Origin of the sequence: Rhodococcus sp. T7, assembly GCF_009872365.1 — a bacterium.
In the GTDB taxonomy this organism is placed as follows: domain Bacteria; phylum Actinomycetota; class Actinomycetes; order Mycobacteriales; family Mycobacteriaceae; genus Rhodococcus_F.
Genome location: NZ_WXYH01000322.1, coordinates 22,500 through 41,646 on the forward strand (window position 1 = coordinate 22,500; position 19,147 = coordinate 41,646).

Consider the following 19,147-nt stretch of genomic DNA (forward strand, 5'->3'; position numbering starts at 1 on the left):
AGGCCGACGTGAGTCCGGGGTATGAGGACACGCCGTGACCTGTGTTTCTAGTGTCGAGGGTGTGAAGACGAAGACGCGCATCCGGAGAGCCGCCGAAGGCCAGTGGCTGAACGTGGCAATCGTCGTGGTCACGGCGATCCTGTTCGCCGTGGCGTGGCCGACCCTGCAGCTGACCCACCAGGTCAGTCCTCCGATTCAACCGTTCGTGGCGGCGCTCGCGACGTTCCCGTTCCTGCTCATTCGGTCGAACCCGGCGCTGGCCTGGGCCGTCTCCGCGATCTCGGCGCTGGTGATTCCGCGTGTCTTCGCGCTGCAGGACGGATACGACTACCCCTGGCAGGTGGTCCACATCCTGGTGATGCTCGCCCTGCTGGCCGCGGTCAGCATGCGGGCCACGATCCCGGTCGTCGGTGTGGCGTGGATCTCCACCGTCCTGCTGTTCCTCGCCGACACCCCGGGCACCAACGGTCGTGGGTGGGCGGTGGGACTGACCGCCATCGTCGTCTTCGGTCTGCTGATCCGGTGGCTGGTGCTGTCCCGGCGGCAACTCGCACAGCAGGAGGAGCTGAGCGAACTCGAGCGCACCCGCCGGACGATCCTCGAGGAGAAGGCCCGCATCGCCCGGGACCTGCACGACGTCGTCGCGCACCACATGTCGATGGTCGTGGTGCAGGCGCAGAGCGCGCCGTACCGCATCGCGGGCATGTCGGACGAGACGCGGGCCGAGTTCGAATCGATCGGAGCCGCGGGCCGCGCCGCGCTGAATGAGGTGCGCGGACTCCTCGGTGTGCTGCGCAGCGACGGCCAGGTGGCCGAGCACGCGCCGCAGCCCGGCGTCCAGCAGATCAGCGAGCTGCTCGAGGGTAGCCGCAGGGCCGGCATCCCCGTCTCCTGGCACACCGATGGCGACCCGCGGCACGTGTCGGAGTCGGTCGGGCTGGTGATGTACCGCATCCTGCAGGAATCCCTCGCCAACACGGCCCGGCACGCGGCGGGCGCCGCGGTCGAGGTGAAGATTGCGTACGAGACGCCGATCGCGTCCGTGTCGATCGTGAACGGCCCGCCGCGGCGGAGCCTTGTCTCGGCCCTGACCAGGCACGAGTCGACCGGCGGCAACGGCATCATCGGGATGCGCGAGCGTGCGCAGGCGGTCGGCGGCGTACTCACCACGCACCTGCACGACAACGGCGGATTCGAGGTCCACGCCGAGTTCCCGGTCGCCTCCGCCTAGGCTGGCGGCGTGGCCATTACCGTATTCATCGCCGACGACCAGGCTATGGTCCGGCAGGGTTTCGGAGCCCTGCTCGCCTCCCAGCCCGACATCAGTGTCATCGGTGACGCCCCGGACGGGGCGGTGGCGGTGAGCGAGGTGAAGCGCCTGCGGCCCGACGTGGTCCTGATGGACGTGCGCATGCCGGAAATGAACGGACTCGACGCCGCCCGCGTCATCCTGTCGGCAGGGTTCGATCCGCCGGTGCGGGTGCTCATGCTCACGACGTTCGACGTGGACGACTACGTGTACGAGGCGCTGAGCATCGGGGCCAGCGGCTTCATGCTCAAGGACGCGCCCGCGGAGGAACTCATCCGCGCGGTGCGGGTGGTCGCCGACGGCGAGGCGCTTCTCGCGCCGACCGTCACCCGGCGTCTCATCGCCGACGTGACCAGCCGCCGGAGCACCGCACGTCGCAAACCGGCCGCACTGTCGGCGCTGACGCCCCGCGAACGCGAGGTGCTCGAGCTGATCGCCCGCGGCATGTCCAACACCGAGATCGCGGAACGCCTGTTCGTCGCCGAACAGACCGTCAAGACGCACGTCGGGAAGGTGCTGTCCAAGTTGGACCTGCGCGACCGGGCGCAGGCGGTGGTCCTGGCCTACGAGAGCGGTCTCGTCACACCCGGCTGATCGAACCGGCCGATCCGAGGTGCTCGAACACGTTTCGGGCGGCAAGATGTCTAATGAGAACCACCATCACCACACGAGACGACGAGGGGTGCTTGGATGCGGATCGGAATCCTCACCGGAGGCGGCGACTGCCCCGGGCTCAATGCGGTGATCAGGGCAGTGGTGCGGACGGCCGACGGGCGGTACCGCAGTTCGGTGGTGGGATTCCGTGACGGGTGGCGTGGCCTGCTCGAAGACCGCAAGGTCGCGCTGTCCAACGACGACCGGATAGACCGGATCCTCACCCGGGGCGGCACCATCCTCGGTACCGCGCGGGTCAACCCCGACAAGCTCAAGGCCGGCCTCGACCAGATCCGGCAGACGCTCGACGACAACGGCATCGACGCACTCATCCCGATCGGCGGCGAGGGCACGCTCACGGCGGCGAGCTGGCTCGCCGAGAGCGGGGTGCCCGTGATCGGGGTGCCGAAGACCATCGACAACGACATCGACTGCACCGATGTGACGTTCGGTTTCGACACCGCCCTGTCCATCGCGACGGACGCGATCGACCGCCTGCACACCACCGCCGAATCCCACCAGCGGGTGATGCTCGTCGAGGTGATGGGCAGGCACGCGGGCTGGATCGCCCTGCACTCCGGGCTCGCGACCGGCGCGCATCTCACTCTCGTTCCCGAGGTCCCGTTCGACGTCGGCGAGGTGTGCACCATGGTGAAGAAGCGGTTCCAGCGCGGCGATTCGCACTTCATCTGCGTCGTCGCGGAGGGCGCCACCCCCACCCCGGAGTCGATGAGTCTGCGCGAAGGCGGCATCGACGAGTTCGGCCACAAACGGTTCACCGGGGTCGCGCAGCAACTCGGCGACGAGATCGAACGCCGCCTCGGCAAGGAGGTGCGGACGACGGTGCTCGGGCACGTGCAGCGCGGCGGCACCCCGACGCCGTACGACCGGGTGCTCGCCACCCGCTTCGGGGTGCATGCCACCGACGCCGTCCACCGCGGCGACTTCGGCAACATGGTCGCGCTGCACGGCACGTCGATCGACCTCGTGCCCCTCGAGGAGGCCACCCGGCGCCTCAAGACGGTGCCGCGGGAGCGGTACGACGAGGCGGCCGCATTTTTCGGCTGACCGCGTTTTCCGGTGAACCGCCGGACGCATAAACTCTGTGGCATGACTGCTGTCGACACTCCGGACCTCCTCGACTACGACGACGTGCTCGCGAAGTACGAGCCTGTTCTCGGCATGGAGGTGCACGTAGAGCTCGGCACCAACACGAAGATGTTCTGCCCGTGCCCCACCGAGTTCGGCGCCGAGCCGAACACGCAGGTCTGCCCGGTGTGCCTCGGTCTGCCCGGGTCGCTGCCCGTCGTGAACGAGGCGGCGGTGGAGTCCGCGATCCGGATCGGACTCGCACTGAACTGTTCCATCACACCGTGGGGCCGGTTCGCGCGGAAGAACTACTTCTACCCGGACCAGCCGAAGAACTACCAGATCTCCCAGTACGACGAGCCGATCGCCACCGACGGCTACCTCGACGTCATCCTCGACGACGGCACCACGTGGCGCGTCGAGATCGAGCGCGCGCACATGGAGGAGGACACCGGAAAGTCGCTGCACGTCGGCGGCGCGACCGGTCGCATCCACGGTGCCAGCCACTCGCTGCTCGACTACAACCGCGCCGGGGTCCCGCTGGTCGAGATCGTCACCAAGACGATCAGCGGCGCCGGTGCCCGCGCCCCCGAGGTGGCCCGCGCGTACGTCACCGCGCTGCGCGATCTGCTGAAGTCGCTGAACGTGTCGGACGTCCGCATGGACCAGGGTTCGATGCGGTGCGACGCCAACGCGTCGCTGATGCCGATCGGGGCGACCGAACTCGGCACCCGCACCGAGACGAAGAACGTCAACTCCCTCAAGAGCGTCGAGGTCGCGGTCCGGTACGAGATGCGCCGCCAGGCCGCCGTGCTCGAGGCCGGCGGCGAGGTGATCCAGGAGACCCGGCACTTCCAGGAAGCGGACGGCACCACGTCGCCGGGCCGCCGCAAGGAGACCGCCGAGGACTACCGCTATTTCCCGGAGCCCGACCTCGAGCCGGTCGCGCCCAGCGCCGAGTGGGTCGAGGAACTGCGGGGCACCCTGCCCGAGCTGCCGTGGGTCCGCCGCGCCCGGATCCAGGCCGACTGGGGCGTCTCCGACGAGGTCATGCGTGACCTCGTCAACGCGAACGCCGTCGACCTCGTCATCGCGACCGTCGAGGCCGGCGCCTCGCCGGAGGCCGCGCGGTCCTGGTGGGTGTCGTACCTGGCGCAGCAGGCGAACACCCGCGGGGTGGAACTCGGCGAACTGCCGATCACGCCGGCTCAGGTCGCGCAGGTGGTCGCGCTGATCGACAGCGGGAAGCTGAACAACAAGGTGGCCCGTCAGGTGGTCGACCACGTCCTCGCCGGTGAGGGCGACCCCGACCAGGTCGTCGCGGATCATCCCGAGCTCGTCGTCGAACGCGACGACACGAAGCTGAAGGCCGCCGTCGACGAGGCCCTGGCGGCGAACCCCGACATCGCCGAGAAGATTCGCGGCGGCAAGGTCGCGGCCGCGGGCAAGATCGTCGGCGACGTGATGAAGGCCACTCGCGGTCAGGCCGATCCGGCCCGCGTCAAGGAACTGGTCATCGAGGCCTGCGGCGGCTGATCTCTTTCTGCACCAACGGGACGCTCGTTCGGATCAACCGAACGAGCGTCCCGTTCGTTGCGCGGGGGACGCGGCGCGAGGGCGGGGCCCGTCAGTCGAATCCGCCGCCACCGGACGGCAGGGGCATCTTGATGACGCGGTCGTCGTTGGGTCCGGGCTGACCGGCGGTCTTGTTGACCGTGCTCACCCAGATGAGCCCGTCGGGACCGAGTGCGGCGCCGCCGAGTTGGCCGTACCGGTCCTGGACGATGACACCCGGTGCGGTGGTGACGGCGCCCGTGCCGGGGTCGGCGGCGAGCGCCGACATGGCCTTCGCGGTGCTCAGTGACACCGCCACGACATCACCGGCTGCGACGCAGCCGCCGACGCCGGGCCGCTCCGGCCACGTCCACACCGGAGACGACACCGCTCCGTCCGCGCTGACCCGCACCAGCCGATCCTCCAACGGGGTGCGGTCGGTGACCCACACGGCCACCCCCGGGTCGACGCACACCCCGCCCGCTGTCCCCATGCCCGTCAGCACCACCTGCGGCCGGGGCTGTGCCGGCGTCGGTGCGGGCGACAGTGCGGTGACCTTCAGCAGTTTTCCGGCCAGCGACGCCGGATCGGCGGCCGCTGCCGGGTTGTTCGCGTTGCCGGTCAGGACCATCAGTTCGTCGCCGGAGAATTCGAGCGATCCCGCATTGCCCGTGTCGCCGCGCGGGATCCCGCCGAGAACCTCCTTGGCGGAGTCGCCCGGTGCGATCCGCACCACCCGGTTGTCGGTCGGGGTGGTGACGTAGGCGTAGATGAGGTTGTCCTCGACGAAACTCGGCGACAGCGCGATGTCGAGTAGGCCGCCGTCGGTGCTGCCGTCCACGTCGACGTGCGCGATCTCCTTGGGGGTCTGCCCCTGGGCGACCTGCAGGATGCGCCCGGTCCGGCGCTCCGCGACCAGAGCGGTGGCCCCGTCGGGGAGGACGACGAGTCCGCCGGTGGTGTCGAGACACGTGGCGATGACACTGGGATCCGGATCCTGGCACGGTCCCAGCGGCCCGCTCGGCGGCGGTGTGGTCGTGGTGGACGGCGGCGGGTTCTCGGGTTCGACCTCCGCGCCCGATGCACCCGTCGGCTCGGGTGTGAAGGGGGAGGACGCGGAGTCGTCGAATTTCGCGCACCCGGCGGCGAGGACCGCCGTCACGCACAGTGCGGACATCGCCATCTTGCGGGACGCCGTGCGGCGCCGCCCACCCACCATCATGATGGAGACGTTACGGAAGAGTGCGAGGTCGCCGCCACGCCGGTTCCGCCTACCAGCGATGTCCGGCGAATCGACCTAGGCTTGACGGTGTGACTGACATGCGGAAAGACCCCAGCGAGTCGTCGGATGACGGTGCCGCGCAGCAAGGCGCCTCACCCGGCTACGGCAGGGTCTCGAGCCCTTACGACCTTCCCACCGAGCGGTTTCCGTCGGCCACGCCGACGTCCGGTTCCACGGGACAGGGTCTCCCGCACACCGACGACGAACTCGATTACGGCGATGCACGCGGCGCCGGTCTGCCCACCGAGCAGATCCCCGCGTACCGGCAGTCGGCGTCCGACGTGCCGGACCAGCCGACGCAGGTGATCGGCGCGACCTCCGGTGCGTCCCTCGGGGCCACTGCGGGTGATCCGTCGACCGACCGGCTCGGCGAGGGGGACGTGAAGATCGGCCGCGGCACCCTGGATCTCGGACTGCTGGCACTGCGACTCGCGGTCGGCGGCACGGCGCTCGTGCACGGCCTGCAGAAGCTGACCGGAATGTGGAACGGTCCGGGCCTCGACGGTTTCGAGGAGGTGCTTGTGAACTCGGGCTTCCAGCAGGCGAAGCTGCTCGCGATCCTCGGTGCCATCGGTGAGGTCGCGGGCGGTGCGCTGCTGATCCTCGGTCTCGTCACCCCGCTGGCCGCCGCCTCGGTGCTGGCCGTGATGATCAATGCGTGGGCGTTCCGGCAGATCGCGGAACCGGGGCTCGAGTACTTCGCGCCCTCCGGCACCGAGTACGAGACGCTTCTCGGCGTGTGCGCGGGCGTGATCATTCTCACCGGCCCCGGGCGGATCTCGCTCGACGGCCGCCGCGGCTGGGCCACGCGGCCGTTCATCGGGTCGTTCGCGGCACTGATCCTGGGCGTCGCCGCCGGTGTGTGCATCTGGATCTTCCTCAACGGCGCCAACCCGCTCATCTGATCGTTTCCCTGAACCACGACTGCGCCGCACCCCCGATCGGGAGTGCGGCGCAGTCGTTTCTGCCGGATCAACGCCGGACGAGGGTCAGCGCTGGGCGAGTTCCGGGATGTTCTCCTCCTCGGGCGGGGTGGCCTGTGCCTGTGCCGCGAGCCTCTGTCCGAGGACGGACTTGCGGCGGCCGTAGGCGAGGTAGACGACGACGCCGAGGGCCATCCACACCAGGAATCGGATCCAGGTCTCGACGGACAGGTTCAGCATCAGCCAGCCGCAGGCCAGGACGGCGAGGATGGGCACCAGCGGGACCAGCGGAACGCGGAATCCGCGCGGCAGGTCGGGGCGGGTGCGGCGGAGGATGACGACGCCGATGCAGACGAGCACGAACGCGAAGAGGGTGCCGATGTTCACCATCTCCTCCAGGGTGCCCATCGGGAAGAAGGCGGCGAGGAGTGCCACCACGGCGCCGACGAACAGCGTGATGCGGACCGGGGTGCCCTTCTTGCCGGTCTTCGCCAGACCGCGGGGGACGAGTCCATCGCGGGACATGGCGAACAGGACGCGGGTCTGGCCGAGCATCATCACCATCACGACGGTGGTGAGGCCTGCGAGTCCGCCGAAGTTGATGGCGGTCTGCGCCCAGGTGATGCCGTGTGCCTCGAAGGCGGTCGCCAGCGTGGCGCTGCTGTCGCCGACGAGCGGGCTACCGGTCTTGAGGTCGGTGTACTTCACCATGCCGGTGAGCACGAGGGTGACCGCGACGTAGAGGACGGTGACGATCGCGAGCGAGCCGAGAATGCCGCGGGGGAGCGCCTTCTGCGGATCCTTGGTCTCCTCGGCGGTGGTGGCGACGACGTCGAATCCGATGAACGCGAAGAACACGAGGCTCGCGGCGGCGAGCAGGCCGTACCAGCCGTAGCTGCTGCCGTCCGCTCCCGAGAGGAAGGAGAAGAGGGTCTGGTGCACACCGTGGGCGGCGCTTTCGTTGCCCTCGGCCGGCGGGATGTACGGGGCGTAGTTCTCCTTCTTGATGTAGAAGACGCCGACAGCGATGACGAGGAGGACGACGGCGATCTTGATGGCCGTGATGACGGCGGACACGCGCGAGGACACCTTGGTCCCGATGGCGAGGACGATGGTGATGCCGCCGACGATGATCAGCGAGCCCCAGTCGAAGTCGATGGGCCCGAGATGGGCGGTGGTGGATCCGCTGAATCCGAGGACGTTGCCCAGGTACAGCGACCAGCCCTTCGAGACGACGGCCGCCGCGAGGGCGAATTCGAGGATGAGGTCCCAGCCGATGATCCAGGCGACGAACTCGCCGAAGGTGGCGTAGGAGAACGTGTACGCGCTGCCCGCGACGGGGACGGTGGATGCGAACTCGGCGTAGCAGAGGGCGGCCAGGCCGCACGCGATGGCGGCGAGGACGAAGGCGAGCGAAATGGACGGCCCGGCAACGTTGCCTGCAGTCCGGGCGGTGAGCGTGAAGATACCGGCGCCGATCACGACGGCGACACCGAAGACGGTGAGGTCCTTCGCGGTGAGTTCCCTCCGCAGCCGGGTGTCGGGTTCGTCGGTGTCCGCTATCGATTGCTCAACGGATTTCGTTCGCCATATGCCGACTCCTGGCATGTGTCGCTCCTTGGTTGTGTTCCCGATGGCCTCGTGGGCCGGAGAAGTTCCGGTGGTGCTGCCGATTGTGATGTAGGTCTCAACGGCCAACTGAGGGAACCACTACTGAGCGCCGTGTGCAAGAAGCGTGAGCTCAACTGATCAATTCGATCAGTAGAACCTGTTCACGGGTGTTGCCGTTTGAGCGAGTTGATCACCCGTGAGAGCGGTCACATCGTGGCGGAATTCGCGGTCGCACCGACGACGGAAGCCGGGTGCCGCGGCAGGGAACCTGCTGCGGCACCCGGCTTCGTGTGTGCCCGGTGCTGTCGGTGCGTGCGGTCAGGGAACCTGGCGGACCGCGCCCTTGTCGGCGGACGTCGCCAGCGCGGCGTACGCGCGCAGGGCCGTGGTGACGGTGCGTTCGCGGTTCAGCGGCTGCCACGGACGCTCGGACGACTCCATCTTCGCCCGGCGCTCGGCGAGCACCGCGTCGTCGACGAGGAGCTTCAGCGTGCGCGTCGCGATGTCGATGAGGATCTGGTCACCGTCCTCCACCAGGCCGATGGCGCCGCCGCTGGCGGCTTCGGGCGAGATGTGGCCGATGGACAGTCCCGAGGAACCACCGGAGAAGCGGCCGTCGGTGATCAGCGCGCACTTCTTGCCGAGGCCGGAGCCCTTGAGGAATGCGGTGGGGTGCAGCATCTCCTGCATGCCCGGGCCGCCCGCGGGACCCTCGTAGCGCACGACGAGGACCTCACCGGGCTGGATCTTCTTGCCGAGGATCACCGACACCGCCTCCTCCTGCGACTCCACGACACGCGCGGGTCCCTGGAAGTGGAACAGGTCTTCGTCGATGCCTGCCGTCTTGATGACCGCGCCGTCCACGGCGATGTTGCCGCGCAGCACGGCCAGGCCGCCCTCGACCGTGTGCTTGTGCTCGAAATCGCGGATGCAGCCGTTGGCGGCGTCCGTGTCGAGCGACGACCAGCGGTTGTTCGTCGAGAACGGCTCGATGGTGCGGACGCCGCCGGGAGCGGCGTGGAACAGTTCGACGGCTTCGTCGGATGCCTTGCCGGACCGGATGTCCCACGTGTCGAGCCACTCGTCGAAGCTTTTCGTGTGGACGGTCGAGACGTCGCTCTCGAGCAGGTCGGCCCGGCGGAGCTCGCCGAGGATCGCGGGGATTCCGCCTGCCCGGTGCACGTCCTCCATGTGGTAGTCCGAGTTGGGTGAGACCTTCGACAGGCAGGGCACCTTGCGGCTGATCTCGTCGATCTTGTCGAGGTCGAAGTCGTAGACCTCACCCTCCTGCGCGGCCGCGAGGGTGTGCAGCACCGTGTTGGTGGAACCGCCCATCGCGACGTCGAGCGCCATCGCGTTGCGGAACGCGGCGGGCGTCGCGATGTTGCGAGGGAGGACGGAGTCGTCCTCGTCCCGGTAGTACCGCAGGGCGGCCTCGACGACGGTGGTGCCCGCGCGGGTGAACAGCGCGCGCCGGGCTTCGTGGGTGGCCAGCGTCGAACCGTTGCCCGGCAACGCCAGACCGAGCGCCTCGGTGAGGCAGTTCATGGAGTTCGCGGTGAACATGCCCGAGCACGACCCGCACGTCGGGCAGGCGCTGCGCTCGACCTCGGACAGTCCCTCCTCGTCGACCTCGTCGTTGGCGCTCGCCGAGATCGCCGTGATGAGGTCGGTCGGTGCCTGGGCGACGCCGTTGACCACCACCGCCTTGCCCGCCTCCATCGGACCGCCCGACACGAACACGGTGGGAACGTTCAAACGCATTGCGGCATTGAGCATTCCGGGGGTGATCTTGTCGCAGTTGGAGATGCAGACGAGTGCGTCGGCGGTGTGCGCGTTGACCATGTACTCGACGGAGTCGGCGATGATCTCCCGGCTGGGAAGCGAATACAGCATGCCGCCGTGCCCCATCGCGATGCCGTCGTCGACGGCGATCGTGTGGAATTCGCGAGGTACACCACCGGCGGCGCGGACGGCGTCGGCGACGATGTCGCCGACGTTCTTGAGGTGGACGTGGCCGGGAACGAACTGCGTGTACGAGTTGGCGATCGCGACGATCGGCTTCCCGAAGTCGGAGTCGGTCATTCCGGTGGCGCGCCACAGTGCGCGGGCGCCTGCGGCATTTCGTCCTGCGGTGGTGGTTCGGGACCTCAGCGGGGGCATGAGCGTATTCCTTAGTCAGCGTACGGAAGTACTGACAAACGCTACTCGCGCACTATTCCCCGTCTGTGTCCGGCCGGTTCTTCGCCGGCTGCTCGCCGTTCGATTCGGCGTCGGCGTGCCGGGCCGCTTCCTCCGCCGCGGCTGCTGCCGCGTAGGGGTCGGTGATGCGGCCACCGCTCGCCTCGGCGATTTCGGGGAGCCGGTCGAACGTGACGACGGGAAGGGCGACTTCGCTACCGTCGGCCAGTGTGGCCCGGGCCCAGCCGCGCTTGGGGAAGCGGAATCCGGTGATCTCGGACCACGCGAGCGACCGGCCGCCGAACAGCCGGCGCACCTCGAGTCCGTCGGGTGTGACCGTGGTGCGCACCCGCGCGACCCAGGCCACCGCGAGGATCGGGGCGATCACGAGCCAGCCGAAGGCGGCGGGCCAGCCGAAGATGGGGAACGACACGGCGAACAGGAGGAAGGCGCATCCCAGATAGGCGAGGGGAGAAATCCGGATGACCTGCTTGGGCGGGTTCGTCGTGTGGGATGATGATTCTGGTGGCACGGGCTGCTGCGGAGTTGACACCTCTACATCTTCGCACCGCAGCCGACGTATCTCATATTCTGGGACGGCCGACTCACCAAGTTGACTGTTCACCATTAGCGCGCCTACCGTCGAGCGCGTGAAACAGAATGAGTTGCTCGTAATCGGCCGGCGCGTCGTCGCCTGAGTCGATTTCTTCAACTCGCCAGATAACGACGCGCCACCCTCGTACAGCATCAGCTGACGGGGGTTTTTTGTTGCCCGGAGCCAGAATCAGAGGATTTCCCAGTGAGCGCACCAACCGCACGGCCTCAACCCACGCCGCGCAAGTCGGGGGCAGCAAGCCCGACGACCGCGGCCGCCGCGACGCAGACCGGTAGCCGCCGCCAACTCGCCCCCGAGCGGGTCAGCGGCGCCCAGTCCGTGGTCCGAGCCCTCGAGGAGCTCGAGGTCGACACGGTATTCGGCATTCCGGGTGGTGCCGTTCTGCCTGTCTACGACCCGCTCTTCGACTCGAAGAAGGTTCGGCACGTGCTTGTCCGTCACGAGCAGGGTGCAGGTCACGCCGCCACCGGGTACGCCCAGGCGACCGGCAAGGTCGGCGTCTGCATGGCGACGTCCGGTCCCGGTGCGACCAACCTCGTGACGCCGCTCGCCGACGCGCAGATGGACTCCGTTCCGGTCGTGGCCATCACAGGTCAGGTCGGTCGCGGGCTCATCGGCACCGATGCGTTCCAGGAAGCCGACATCTCCGGCATCACGATGCCCATCACCAAGCACAACTTCCTCATCACCGACGGCGTCGACATCCCCCGGATCATCGCGGAGGCGTTCTACCTCGCCTCCAGCGGTCGTCCCGGTGCGGTGCTCGTCGACATCCCGAAGGACGTCCTCCAGGCGCAGACCACGTTCTCGTGGCCGCCGGAGATGCGGCTGCCCGGATACCGTCCCGTCACGAAGCCGCACGGCAAGCAGGTCCGCGAGGCCGCGCGCCTCATCGCCGACGCGAAGCACCCGGTGCTGTACGTCGGTGGCGGCGTCATCAAGTCGGAATCGTCCCCGGAACTGCTCGAACTGGCCGAGCTCACCGGCATTCCGGTGGTCACCACCCTCATGGCGCGCGGCGCGTTCCCGGACAGCCACACGCTGAACTGCGGCATGCCCGGCATGCACGGCACGGTCGCGGCCGTGGCGGCACTGCAGCGCAGTGACCTGCTGATCACGCTCGGCGCGCGGTTCGACGACCGCGTCACCGGTCAGCTCGATTCGTTCGCCCCCGACGCCAAGGTCATCCACGCCGACATCGATCCGGCGGAGATCGGCAAGAACCGGTACGCGGACGTCCCGATCGTGGGCGACTGCAAAGAGGTCATCGTCGAGTTGATCGAGGCGATCAAGGCCGACCTGGCCACCGGAACCACGCTGGACCTCACCGAGTGGTGGGCGTATCTCGACGGGATCCGTCGCACGTACCCGCTCAGCTACGACCGTCCCTCGGACGGCGCGCTGTCCCCGGAATACGTGATCCAGGCGGTCGGCAAGCTCGCCGGTCCCGACGCGATCTACTGCGCCGGCGTCGGCCAGCACCAGATGTGGGCAGCGCAGTTCGTCAACTACGAGAAGCCGCGCACCTGGCTGAACTCCGGTGGTCTCGGCACGATGGGCTACGCCGTGCCCGCCGCGATGGGCGCCAAGATGGGCATGCCCGACACCGAGGTGTGGGCCATCGACGGTGACGGCTGCTTCCAGATGACCAATCAGGAACTCGCCACCTGCGCGCTCGAGGGCATCCCGATCAAGGTTGCGCTCATCAACAACGGCAACCTCGGCATGGTGCGCCAGTGGCAGACGCTGTTCTACGACCAGCGCTACTCCAACACCAACCTCGGCACGCACGGCGCCATCCGCATCCCCGACTTCGTGAAGCTCGCGGAGGCGTTGGGCTGCCACGGCATTCGCGTCGAGCGCGAAGAGGACGTCGAGGCCGCGATCCGTGAGGCCCAGGCCATCAACGACAAGCCGGTGGTGATCGACTTCATCGTCGGCGCCGACGCCCAGGTGTGGCCGATGGTCGCGGCGGGCACGAGCAACGACGAGATCATGGCGGCGCGGGGCATCCGTCCGCTGTTCGACGACGACGAGGCGGCCGCCGAGCCGGCCGTCATTCACGAGGCCATGGAGCGCGAGCAGCGTTCGGGCACGGCCGCAGCGGCCGGGGAGGAAGATCAGTGAGCACCAGCCACACCCTCAGTGTTCTCGTCGAGGACAAGCCGGGCGTGCTGGCCAGGGTGGCCGCGCTGTTCTCCCGTCGTGGGTTCAACATCGAGTCGCTCGCCGTCGGTGGCACCGAGCTTCCCGAGATCTCACGCATGACCATCGTCGTGACCGTCGACGAATTCCCGCTCGAGCAGGTGACCAAGCAGCTGAACAAGCTCGTCAACGTCATCAAGATCGTCGAGCAGGACGGTGAGGCCTCCGTCGCCCGCGAGCTGGTGCTCATCAAGGTGCGAGCCGACGCCAGCGTGCGCACGCAGGTGATCGAGACGGTGAATCTGTTCCGCGCCAAGGTGATCGACGTCTCCCCGGAGTCGGTCACGATCGAGGCGACTGGAACGCGATCCAAGCTGGATGCGCTGCTGCGGATGCTCGATCCGTTCGGCATCCGGGAGATCGTGCAGTCCGGGGTCGTGGCCGTGGGACGGGGGCCTAAGTCCATCACGGCCACTCGCTAGTACTTTAGATACGCAAATCCAAGAAAGAGGTTGAACTGTGGCAGTCGAGATGTTCTACGACGACGATGCCGATCTGTCGATCATCCAGGGCCGTAAGGTCGCTGTGATCGGTTACGGAAGCCAGGGCCACGCGCACTCGCTGAGCCTGCGCGACTCGGGCGTCGATGTGCGTATCGGCCTCAAGGAAGGCTCGAAGTCCCGCGCGAAAGCCGAGGAGCAGGGCCTGACCGTCGGTACCCCCGCCGAGGTCTCGGAGTGGGCCGACGTGATCATGGTGCTCGCACCCGACACCGCGCAGGCGTCGATCTTCACCAATGACATCGAGCCGAACCTGAAGGACGGCGACGCGCTGTTCTTCGGACACGGCCTCAACATCCACTTCAAGCTGATCAAGGCTCCGGAGTTCGTCACCGTCGGCATGGTCGCCCCCAAGGGCCCCGGCCACCTGGTGCGTCGTCAGTTCGTCGACGGCAAGGGTGTTCCCGCGCTCATCGCGATCGACCAGGACCCGAAGGGTGAGGGCCAGGCCCTCGCGCTGTCCTACGCCAAGGCCATCGGCGGCGCCCGCGCCGGCGTCATCAAGACCACGTTCAAGGAGGAGACCGAGACGGACCTCTTCGGCGAGCAGGCCGTGCTGTGCGGTGGCACCGAGGAACTGGTCAAGACCGGTTTCGAGGTCATGGTCGAGGCCGGCTACGCGCCCGAGATGGCGTACTTCGAGGTCCTGCACGAGCTCAAGCTGATCGTCGACCTCATGTACGAGGGTGGCATCGCCCGCATGAACTACTCGGTGTCCGACACCGCGGAGTTCGGTGGCTACCTGTCCGGTCCGCGTGTCATCGACGCCGGCACCAAGGAGCGCATGAAGGCGATCCTCGCCGACATCCAGTCGGGTGAGTTCACCCGCCGCCTCGTCGCCAACGTCGAGAACGGCAACACCGAGCTCGAGGGCCTGCGCAAGGCCAACGCCGAGCACCCGATCGAGGTCACCGGCAAGAAGCTGCGCGACCTGATGAGCTGGGTCGACCGCCCGATCACCGAAACCGCCTAGGTTTCACTGCTTTACAGTTCCACCACAGCACCGGCCCGATGTCGCGTCGGCCTCGTCGGAGGTCTCCGCAGCGACATCGGGCCGGTGTTGTTTCGTGCCCGGTTCCGTTGTTGCAGGCGTCCACTATGTGGTATCGCAGACCGGGATGTGGTTTCCCGGTGAGGGCGGACTAAGCTGTGTGTGGTTAAAACACCCCCACACCCACCTATTCAGGGAGTTTGCACGTGAGCCAGCCAGGCCGTCCTGTAGTTCTGATCGCCGACAAGCTCGCGCCGTCCACCGTCGAGGCATTGGGCGACGGTGTGGAGGTGCGATGGGTCGACGGACCTGATCGCCCGGCCCTGCTCGCGGCGGTGCCCGAGGCCGACGCGATCCTCGTCCGCTCCGCCACCACCGTGGACGCCGAGGTCCTGGCGGCCGGTACCAAGCTCAAGATCGTCGCCCGCGCCGGCGTCGGCCTCGACAACGTCGACGTGCCCGCCGCCACCGAGCGCGGTGTCATGGTCGTCAACGCCCCGACGTCGAACATCCACACGGCCGCCGAGCACGCTGTCGCGCTGATGCTCGCCACCGCCCGTCAGATTCCCGCCGCCGACGCCACCCTGCGTGACCGCGAGTGGAAGCGCAGCAAGTTCAACGGCGTCGAGATCTTCGGCAAGACGGTCGGCGTCGTCGGCCTCGGCCGCATCGGACAGCTGTTCGCGCAGCGCCTCGCCGCATTCGAGACCCACGTCATCGCGTACGACCCCTACGTGTCGGCCGCCCGCGCCGCGCAGCTCGGCATCGAACTCGTCACCCTCGACGAACTGCTGAAGCGCGCCGACCTCATCTCCGTGCACCTCCCCAAGACGCCCGAGACCAAGGGGCTGCTCGGCACGGAGAACCTGGCGAAGACGAAGAAGGGCGTCGTCATCGTCAACGCCGCCCGCGGCGGCCTGATCGACGAGGCCGCGCTGGCCGAGGCCATCAAGTCGGGTCACGTGCGCGCCGCGGGCCTCGACGTGTTCGAGACCGAGCCGTGCACCGACAGCCCGCTGTTCGACCTGCCCGAGGTCGTCGTGACGCCGCACCTCGGCGCGTCGACGAGCGAGGCTCAGGACCGCGCGGGCACGGATGTCGCGAAGTCCGTACTGCTCGCTCTCGCAGGTGATTTCGTTCCGGACGCCGTCAACGTGTCCGGTGGCGCCGTGGGTGAGGAAGTTGCCCCGTGGCTCGAGATCGTCCGCAAGCAGGGTGTGCTTCTCGGCGCCCTGTCGGGTGAACTGCCCGTCAACCTGTCCGTCGACGTGCGCGGCGAGCTCGCCTCCGAGGACGTCGAGGTGCTCGCGCTCTCGGCACTGCGCGGCGTGTTCTCCGCTGTCATCGAGGACGCGGTCACGTTCGTCAACGCCCCCGCCCTCGCGGAGGAGCGTGGCGTCACGGCGGAGGTCACCAAGGCCGCCGAAAGCCCCAACCACCGCAGCGTCGTGGACCTGCGGGGCGTGTTCGGCGACGGCAGCGTCATCAACGTCTCGGGCACGCTGACCGGCCCGCAGCAGGTCGAGAAGATCGTCAACATCAACGGCCGCAACTTCGAACTGCGCGCCGAGGGTCTCAACCTGGTGGTCAACTACACCGATCAGCCCGGCGCACTGGGCAAGATCGGCACGCAGCTCGGCAATGCCGGCATCGACATCCAGGCCGCGCAGCTCAGCCAGGACGCCGAGGGTGAGGGTGCGACCATCCTCCTCCGCGTCGACCAGGAGGTGCCGAGCGAGGTGCGGGACGCGATCTCCACCGCCGTCGGCGCCACCAAGATCGAGCTCGTCAACCTGGCTTAATCCCCACTGTGCGCGTGCCACGACCCCGTCGTGGCACGCGCACAGTTCTATCTGAAGTGAGGCGTTCATGAAGCTTGCGGTCATTCCGGGTGACGGTATCGGTGTCGAGGTGACGGCCGAGGCGCTGAAGGTGCTGCGGAAACTCGTCCCCGATCTCGAGACCACCGAGTACGACCTCGGTGCCCGTCGGTACAACGCGACGGGGGAGTTGCTCCCGGACGCCGATCTCGCGGCGATCCGCGAGCACGATGCGATCCTGCTGGGCGCCATCGGCGACCCGTCGGTCACGCCGGGCGTGCTCGAGCGTGGACTGCTGCTGAACATGCGGTTCGCGTTGGACCATCACGTGAATCTGCGTCCGTCGCAGCTGTATCCGGGGACGAAGTCGCCGCTCGCGGCGCAGCCGGACATCGATTTCGTGGTGGTGCGCGAGGGCACCGAGGGTCCGTACACCGGTAACGGTGGCGCGATCCGAGTCGGCACGCCGCACGAGATCGCGACCGAGGTGTCGATCAACACGTGGTTCGGCGCCGAGCGGGTGGTGCGCTACGCGTTCGCGCTCGCGCAGACCCGGCGCAAGCACGTCACCCTGATTCACAAGACGAACGTCCTCTCCAACGCCGGTGCGATCTGGACGCGCGCGGTGGAGACGGTGTCGGCCGAATATCCGGACGTGGAGACGGCGTACTGCCACATCGACGCGGCCACCATCTACATGGTCACCGACCCGTCGCGCTTCGACGTGATCGTCACCGACAACCTGTTCGGCGACATCATCACCGACCTCGCGGGTGCGGTCACGGGCGGTATCGGCCTGGCGGCGTCGGGGAACATCGACGCCTCGGGGACGAACCCGTCGATGTTCGAACCGGTGCACGGCAGCGCCCCGGACATCGCGGGCCAGGGGATCGCGGATCCCACGGCGGCCATCCTGTCCGCGGCACTGCTGCTGCGTCACCTCGGCCGGGACGGCGACGCCGCGCGCATCGAAGCCGCGGTCGAGGCCGATCTGGCGTCCCGGGGCGATTCGAAGGTCGTCACGTCGGAGGTCGGCGACCGGATCGCCGCGGCCCTCTAGGACCGAGCGTCGACCCTGTCTCCCTCGATCCCCGTGGACCGGTCTTCGGACCGGGCCACGGGGATCAGTGGTATCGAGGCCGCCGGGAATCCCGCGGCTATCGCGAAAGTCACCGGGAATCCGACGATTCCGATCAGTGCGCCGAACACCGGGGGAACGATCGAGGCCGCGACGAACTGGCCGGTGTTCTGGACGCCGAGGGCGCGCCCACCCCAGAACGGGCCCGCAATCTCGGCGACGGCGGTGAAGGCCAGCCCGTTAGGTGCCACCGTCGCGACGGACGCCGCGAGCAGCACCACGATCGCGAGCGGCGAGTCCATCGCGTCCGTCACGGCGAGTGCCGCCATCGACAGTCCACCGGCGGCCGCGACCCAGCGAAGCGGACGCATGCGGCTGCCCACCACGTCGGACCAGAAACCGACGCCCATCCGGCCGAACGCGCCGAGGATCTGGGCGAGGGTCACGATCAGGCCGGCCGCCGTTGCTTCCCAGTGCCTTTCGGAGATCAGCCACACGAGCGCGTACGTCCACACCGTGTACTGGGGCACGACGAGCAGCACGGAGACGGCGTGGATCCGCCACAGTGTGCCGCTGGTGCGGTACGGATTCGTGAGCATGCCGAGATCCGCCGCGTCGCTGCGACTCGGCCGGGGCGGATCGACCACCCAGAGTCCACAGGCCAGCGCGGCGGCGGCACACAGGACGGCGGGCAGCGCGAGCGCCCATCCGATGCCGTGGTCGTGTGCGACCGAGGGGAGCGTCAGCGCAGCGCAGGCGATGCCGAGCGGCAGTGACATCTGCCGGATGCCCATGGCCAGGCCGCGGCGCTCGGGAGGGAACCAGCCGACGACGACGCGGCCGCTCGCGGCATTTGCCGAGGCCGCCGCCATGCCGCCGATCAGCAGGAAGACCGCGGTGGCCGTGAGCGATCCGGAGAGGGCCGCGCCCACGCCCGCAGCCGCGGTGGCCGCCATGCCTGCGGCCAGCACCCTCCGTTCTCCGTAGCGGTCGGCGAGTGCGCCCCACGCGATCAGCGTCACCATGACCCCGAGGGTGGGTGCGGCGACGACGAGTCCGGTGCGGGCGAGGCTGAGGCCGTGATTCGCCTGGAGTTCGGGGATGAGGAAGGCGACGCCGTTGACGAAGACCGCCTGTGCGGCCTGGGCGAACATCCCGAGGGCGAGCATCCACCATCTGCGAGCAGTTCCGACGGCGGAGGCGGTGTCGATCGATGCTGTCATGTCATCTCAATATCTAGGATTTGATTCTCATATATTGGCGCTGCTTCGGATTCTATACCCCCCGTCGCCCGGCGTCCCGGCACGCCGGTGAAGCCGGGCCGATAGACTCGG

At 68.2% G+C, this 19,147-nt stretch carries 15 protein-coding genes; 10 read left to right on the plus strand and 5 right to left on the minus strand.

Translation table 11 applies throughout. The annotated features are described in order from the left end of the window. The first annotated feature begins 34 nt into the window (after positions 1-34). The 4 genes from MLGJGCBP_RS25295 to gatB all read left to right on the plus strand — a co-directional run bounded on the left by MLGJGCBP_RS25295 (position 35) and on the right by gatB (position 4,588). On the plus strand, positions 35-1,231 hold the full coding sequence (locus MLGJGCBP_RS25295) for a sensor histidine kinase (protein WP_160098842.1): 1,197 nt from the start codon (positions 35-37) through the stop codon (positions 1,229-1,231). Between the two features lie 9 nt (positions 1,232-1,240). Further along, a complete protein-coding gene (locus MLGJGCBP_RS25300; RefSeq protein ID WP_015890224.1) occupies positions 1,241-1,903 on the plus strand; it encodes a response regulator in 663 nt (220 codons plus the stop codon). A gap of 96 nt (positions 1,904-1,999) precedes the next feature. Beyond that, on the plus strand, positions 2,000-3,031 hold the full coding sequence (locus MLGJGCBP_RS25305) for an ATP-dependent 6-phosphofructokinase (protein WP_087556585.1): 1,032 nt from the start codon (positions 2,000-2,002) through the stop codon (positions 3,029-3,031). Between the two features lie 42 nt (positions 3,032-3,073). Continuing rightward, complete coding sequence (gatB, locus tag MLGJGCBP_RS25310) at positions 3,074-4,588, plus strand: Asp-tRNA(Asn)/Glu-tRNA(Gln) amidotransferase subunit GatB (RefSeq protein WP_160098843.1); 1,515 nt, start codon at positions 3,074-3,076, stop codon at positions 4,586-4,588. 91 nt (positions 4,589-4,679) lie between these two features. Here gatB and MLGJGCBP_RS25315 read toward each other — a convergent pair whose 3' ends face one another. Beyond that, positions 4,680-5,828 carry a PQQ-dependent sugar dehydrogenase gene (locus MLGJGCBP_RS25315; RefSeq protein WP_160098844.1) on the minus strand — a complete coding sequence of 383 codons (1,149 nt, stop codon included), beginning with the start codon at positions 5,826-5,828 and terminating at the stop codon, positions 4,680-4,682. Between the two features lie 98 nt (positions 5,829-5,926). On the opposite strand from MLGJGCBP_RS25315, the gene MLGJGCBP_RS25320 reads away from it, so the two are divergent. Then, positions 5,927-6,793, plus strand: coding sequence for a DoxX family protein (locus MLGJGCBP_RS25320; protein ID WP_160099029.1), 867 nt, complete (start codon positions 5,927-5,929; stop codon positions 6,791-6,793). Between the two features lie 84 nt (positions 6,794-6,877). Here MLGJGCBP_RS25320 and MLGJGCBP_RS25325 read toward each other — a convergent pair whose 3' ends face one another. The 3 genes from MLGJGCBP_RS25325 to MLGJGCBP_RS25335 form a co-directional block, all read right to left on the minus strand. After that, positions 6,878-8,419 (minus strand): amino acid permease, encoded by a 1,542-nt coding sequence (locus MLGJGCBP_RS25325; protein WP_087556581.1) that lies wholly within the window; start codon positions 8,417-8,419, stop codon positions 6,878-6,880. 321 nt (positions 8,420-8,740) lie between these two features. Next, positions 8,741-10,585, minus strand: coding sequence for a dihydroxy-acid dehydratase (gene ilvD / locus MLGJGCBP_RS25330; protein WP_087556580.1), 1,845 nt, complete (start codon positions 10,583-10,585; stop codon positions 8,741-8,743). A 52-nt stretch (positions 10,586-10,637) separates the two neighbouring features. After that, positions 10,638-11,135, minus strand: a complete 498-nt coding sequence (locus tag MLGJGCBP_RS25335) for a PH domain-containing protein (protein ID WP_160099031.1) — start codon at positions 11,133-11,135, stop codon at positions 10,638-10,640. 267 nt (positions 11,136-11,402) lie between these two features. On the opposite strand from MLGJGCBP_RS25335, the gene MLGJGCBP_RS25340 reads away from it, so the two are divergent. The 5 genes from MLGJGCBP_RS25340 to MLGJGCBP_RS25360 all read left to right on the plus strand — a co-directional run bounded on the left by MLGJGCBP_RS25340 (position 11,403) and on the right by MLGJGCBP_RS25360 (position 17,795). Beyond that, positions 11,403-13,346, plus strand: a complete 1,944-nt coding sequence (locus tag MLGJGCBP_RS25340) for an acetolactate synthase large subunit (protein ID WP_087556578.1) — start codon at positions 11,403-11,405, stop codon at positions 13,344-13,346. Beyond that, positions 13,343-13,846, plus strand: a complete 504-nt coding sequence (ilvN, locus tag MLGJGCBP_RS25345; protein WP_087556577.1) for an acetolactate synthase small subunit — start codon at positions 13,343-13,345, stop codon at positions 13,844-13,846. Before MLGJGCBP_RS25340 ends, ilvN begins: the two co-directional genes overlap by 4 nt. 49 nt (positions 13,847-13,895) lie before the next feature. Then, positions 13,896-14,897: a ketol-acid reductoisomerase gene (gene ilvC / locus MLGJGCBP_RS25350; RefSeq protein WP_179220164.1), complete on the plus strand. Its 1,002-nt coding sequence runs from the start codon at positions 13,896-13,898 to the stop codon at positions 14,895-14,897. A 224-nt stretch (positions 14,898-15,121) separates the two neighbouring features. Then, a complete protein-coding gene (gene serA / locus MLGJGCBP_RS25355; RefSeq protein WP_087556575.1) occupies positions 15,122-16,717 on the plus strand; it encodes a phosphoglycerate dehydrogenase in 1,596 nt (531 codons plus the stop codon). A gap of 67 nt (positions 16,718-16,784) precedes the next feature. Continuing rightward, positions 16,785-17,795: a 3-isopropylmalate dehydrogenase gene (locus MLGJGCBP_RS25360; protein ID WP_087556574.1), complete on the plus strand. Its 1,011-nt coding sequence runs from the start codon at positions 16,785-16,787 to the stop codon at positions 17,793-17,795. Here the strand turns inward: MLGJGCBP_RS25360 and MLGJGCBP_RS25365 are convergent. Next, positions 17,792-19,036 carry an MFS transporter gene (locus tag MLGJGCBP_RS25365; protein WP_087556573.1) on the minus strand — a complete coding sequence of 415 codons (1,245 nt, stop codon included), beginning with the start codon at positions 19,034-19,036 and terminating at the stop codon, positions 17,792-17,794. The two genes, MLGJGCBP_RS25360 and MLGJGCBP_RS25365, sit on opposite strands and share 4 nt — an antisense overlap. Positions 19,037-19,147 lie beyond the last annotated feature (111 nt).

What these genes read in the sequence shown, in the direction of transcription:
- MLGJGCBP_RS25305 (WP_087556585.1), top strand. Translation starts at nt 2,000, where the DNA reads ATGCGGATCGGAATCCTCACCGGAGGCGGCGACTGCCCCGGGCTCAAT.
- gatB (WP_160098843.1), top strand. Translation starts at nt 3,074, where the DNA reads ATGACTGCTGTCGACACTCCGGACCTCCTCGACTACGACGACGTGCTC.
- MLGJGCBP_RS25315 (WP_160098844.1), bottom strand. Translation starts at nt 5,828, where the DNA reads ATGATGGTGGGTGGGCGGCGCCGCACGGCGTCCCGCAAGATGGCGATG.
- MLGJGCBP_RS25320 (WP_160099029.1), top strand. Translation starts at nt 5,927, where the DNA reads ATGCGGAAAGACCCCAGCGAGTCGTCGGATGACGGTGCCGCGCAGCAA.
- MLGJGCBP_RS25325 (WP_087556581.1), bottom strand. Translation starts at nt 8,419, where the DNA reads ATGCCAGGAGTCGGCATATGGCGAACGAAATCCGTTGAGCAATCGATA.
- ilvD (WP_087556580.1), bottom strand. Translation starts at nt 10,585, where the DNA reads ATGCCCCCGCTGAGGTCCCGAACCACCACCGCAGGACGAAATGCCGCA.
- ilvC (WP_179220164.1), top strand. Translation starts at nt 13,896, where the DNA reads ATGTTCTACGACGACGATGCCGATCTGTCGATCATCCAGGGCCGTAAG.
- MLGJGCBP_RS25360 (WP_087556574.1), top strand. Translation starts at nt 16,785, where the DNA reads ATGAAGCTTGCGGTCATTCCGGGTGACGGTATCGGTGTCGAGGTGACG.
- MLGJGCBP_RS25365 (WP_087556573.1), bottom strand. Translation starts at nt 19,036, where the DNA reads ATGACAGCATCGATCGACACCGCCTCCGCCGTCGGAACTGCTCGCAGA.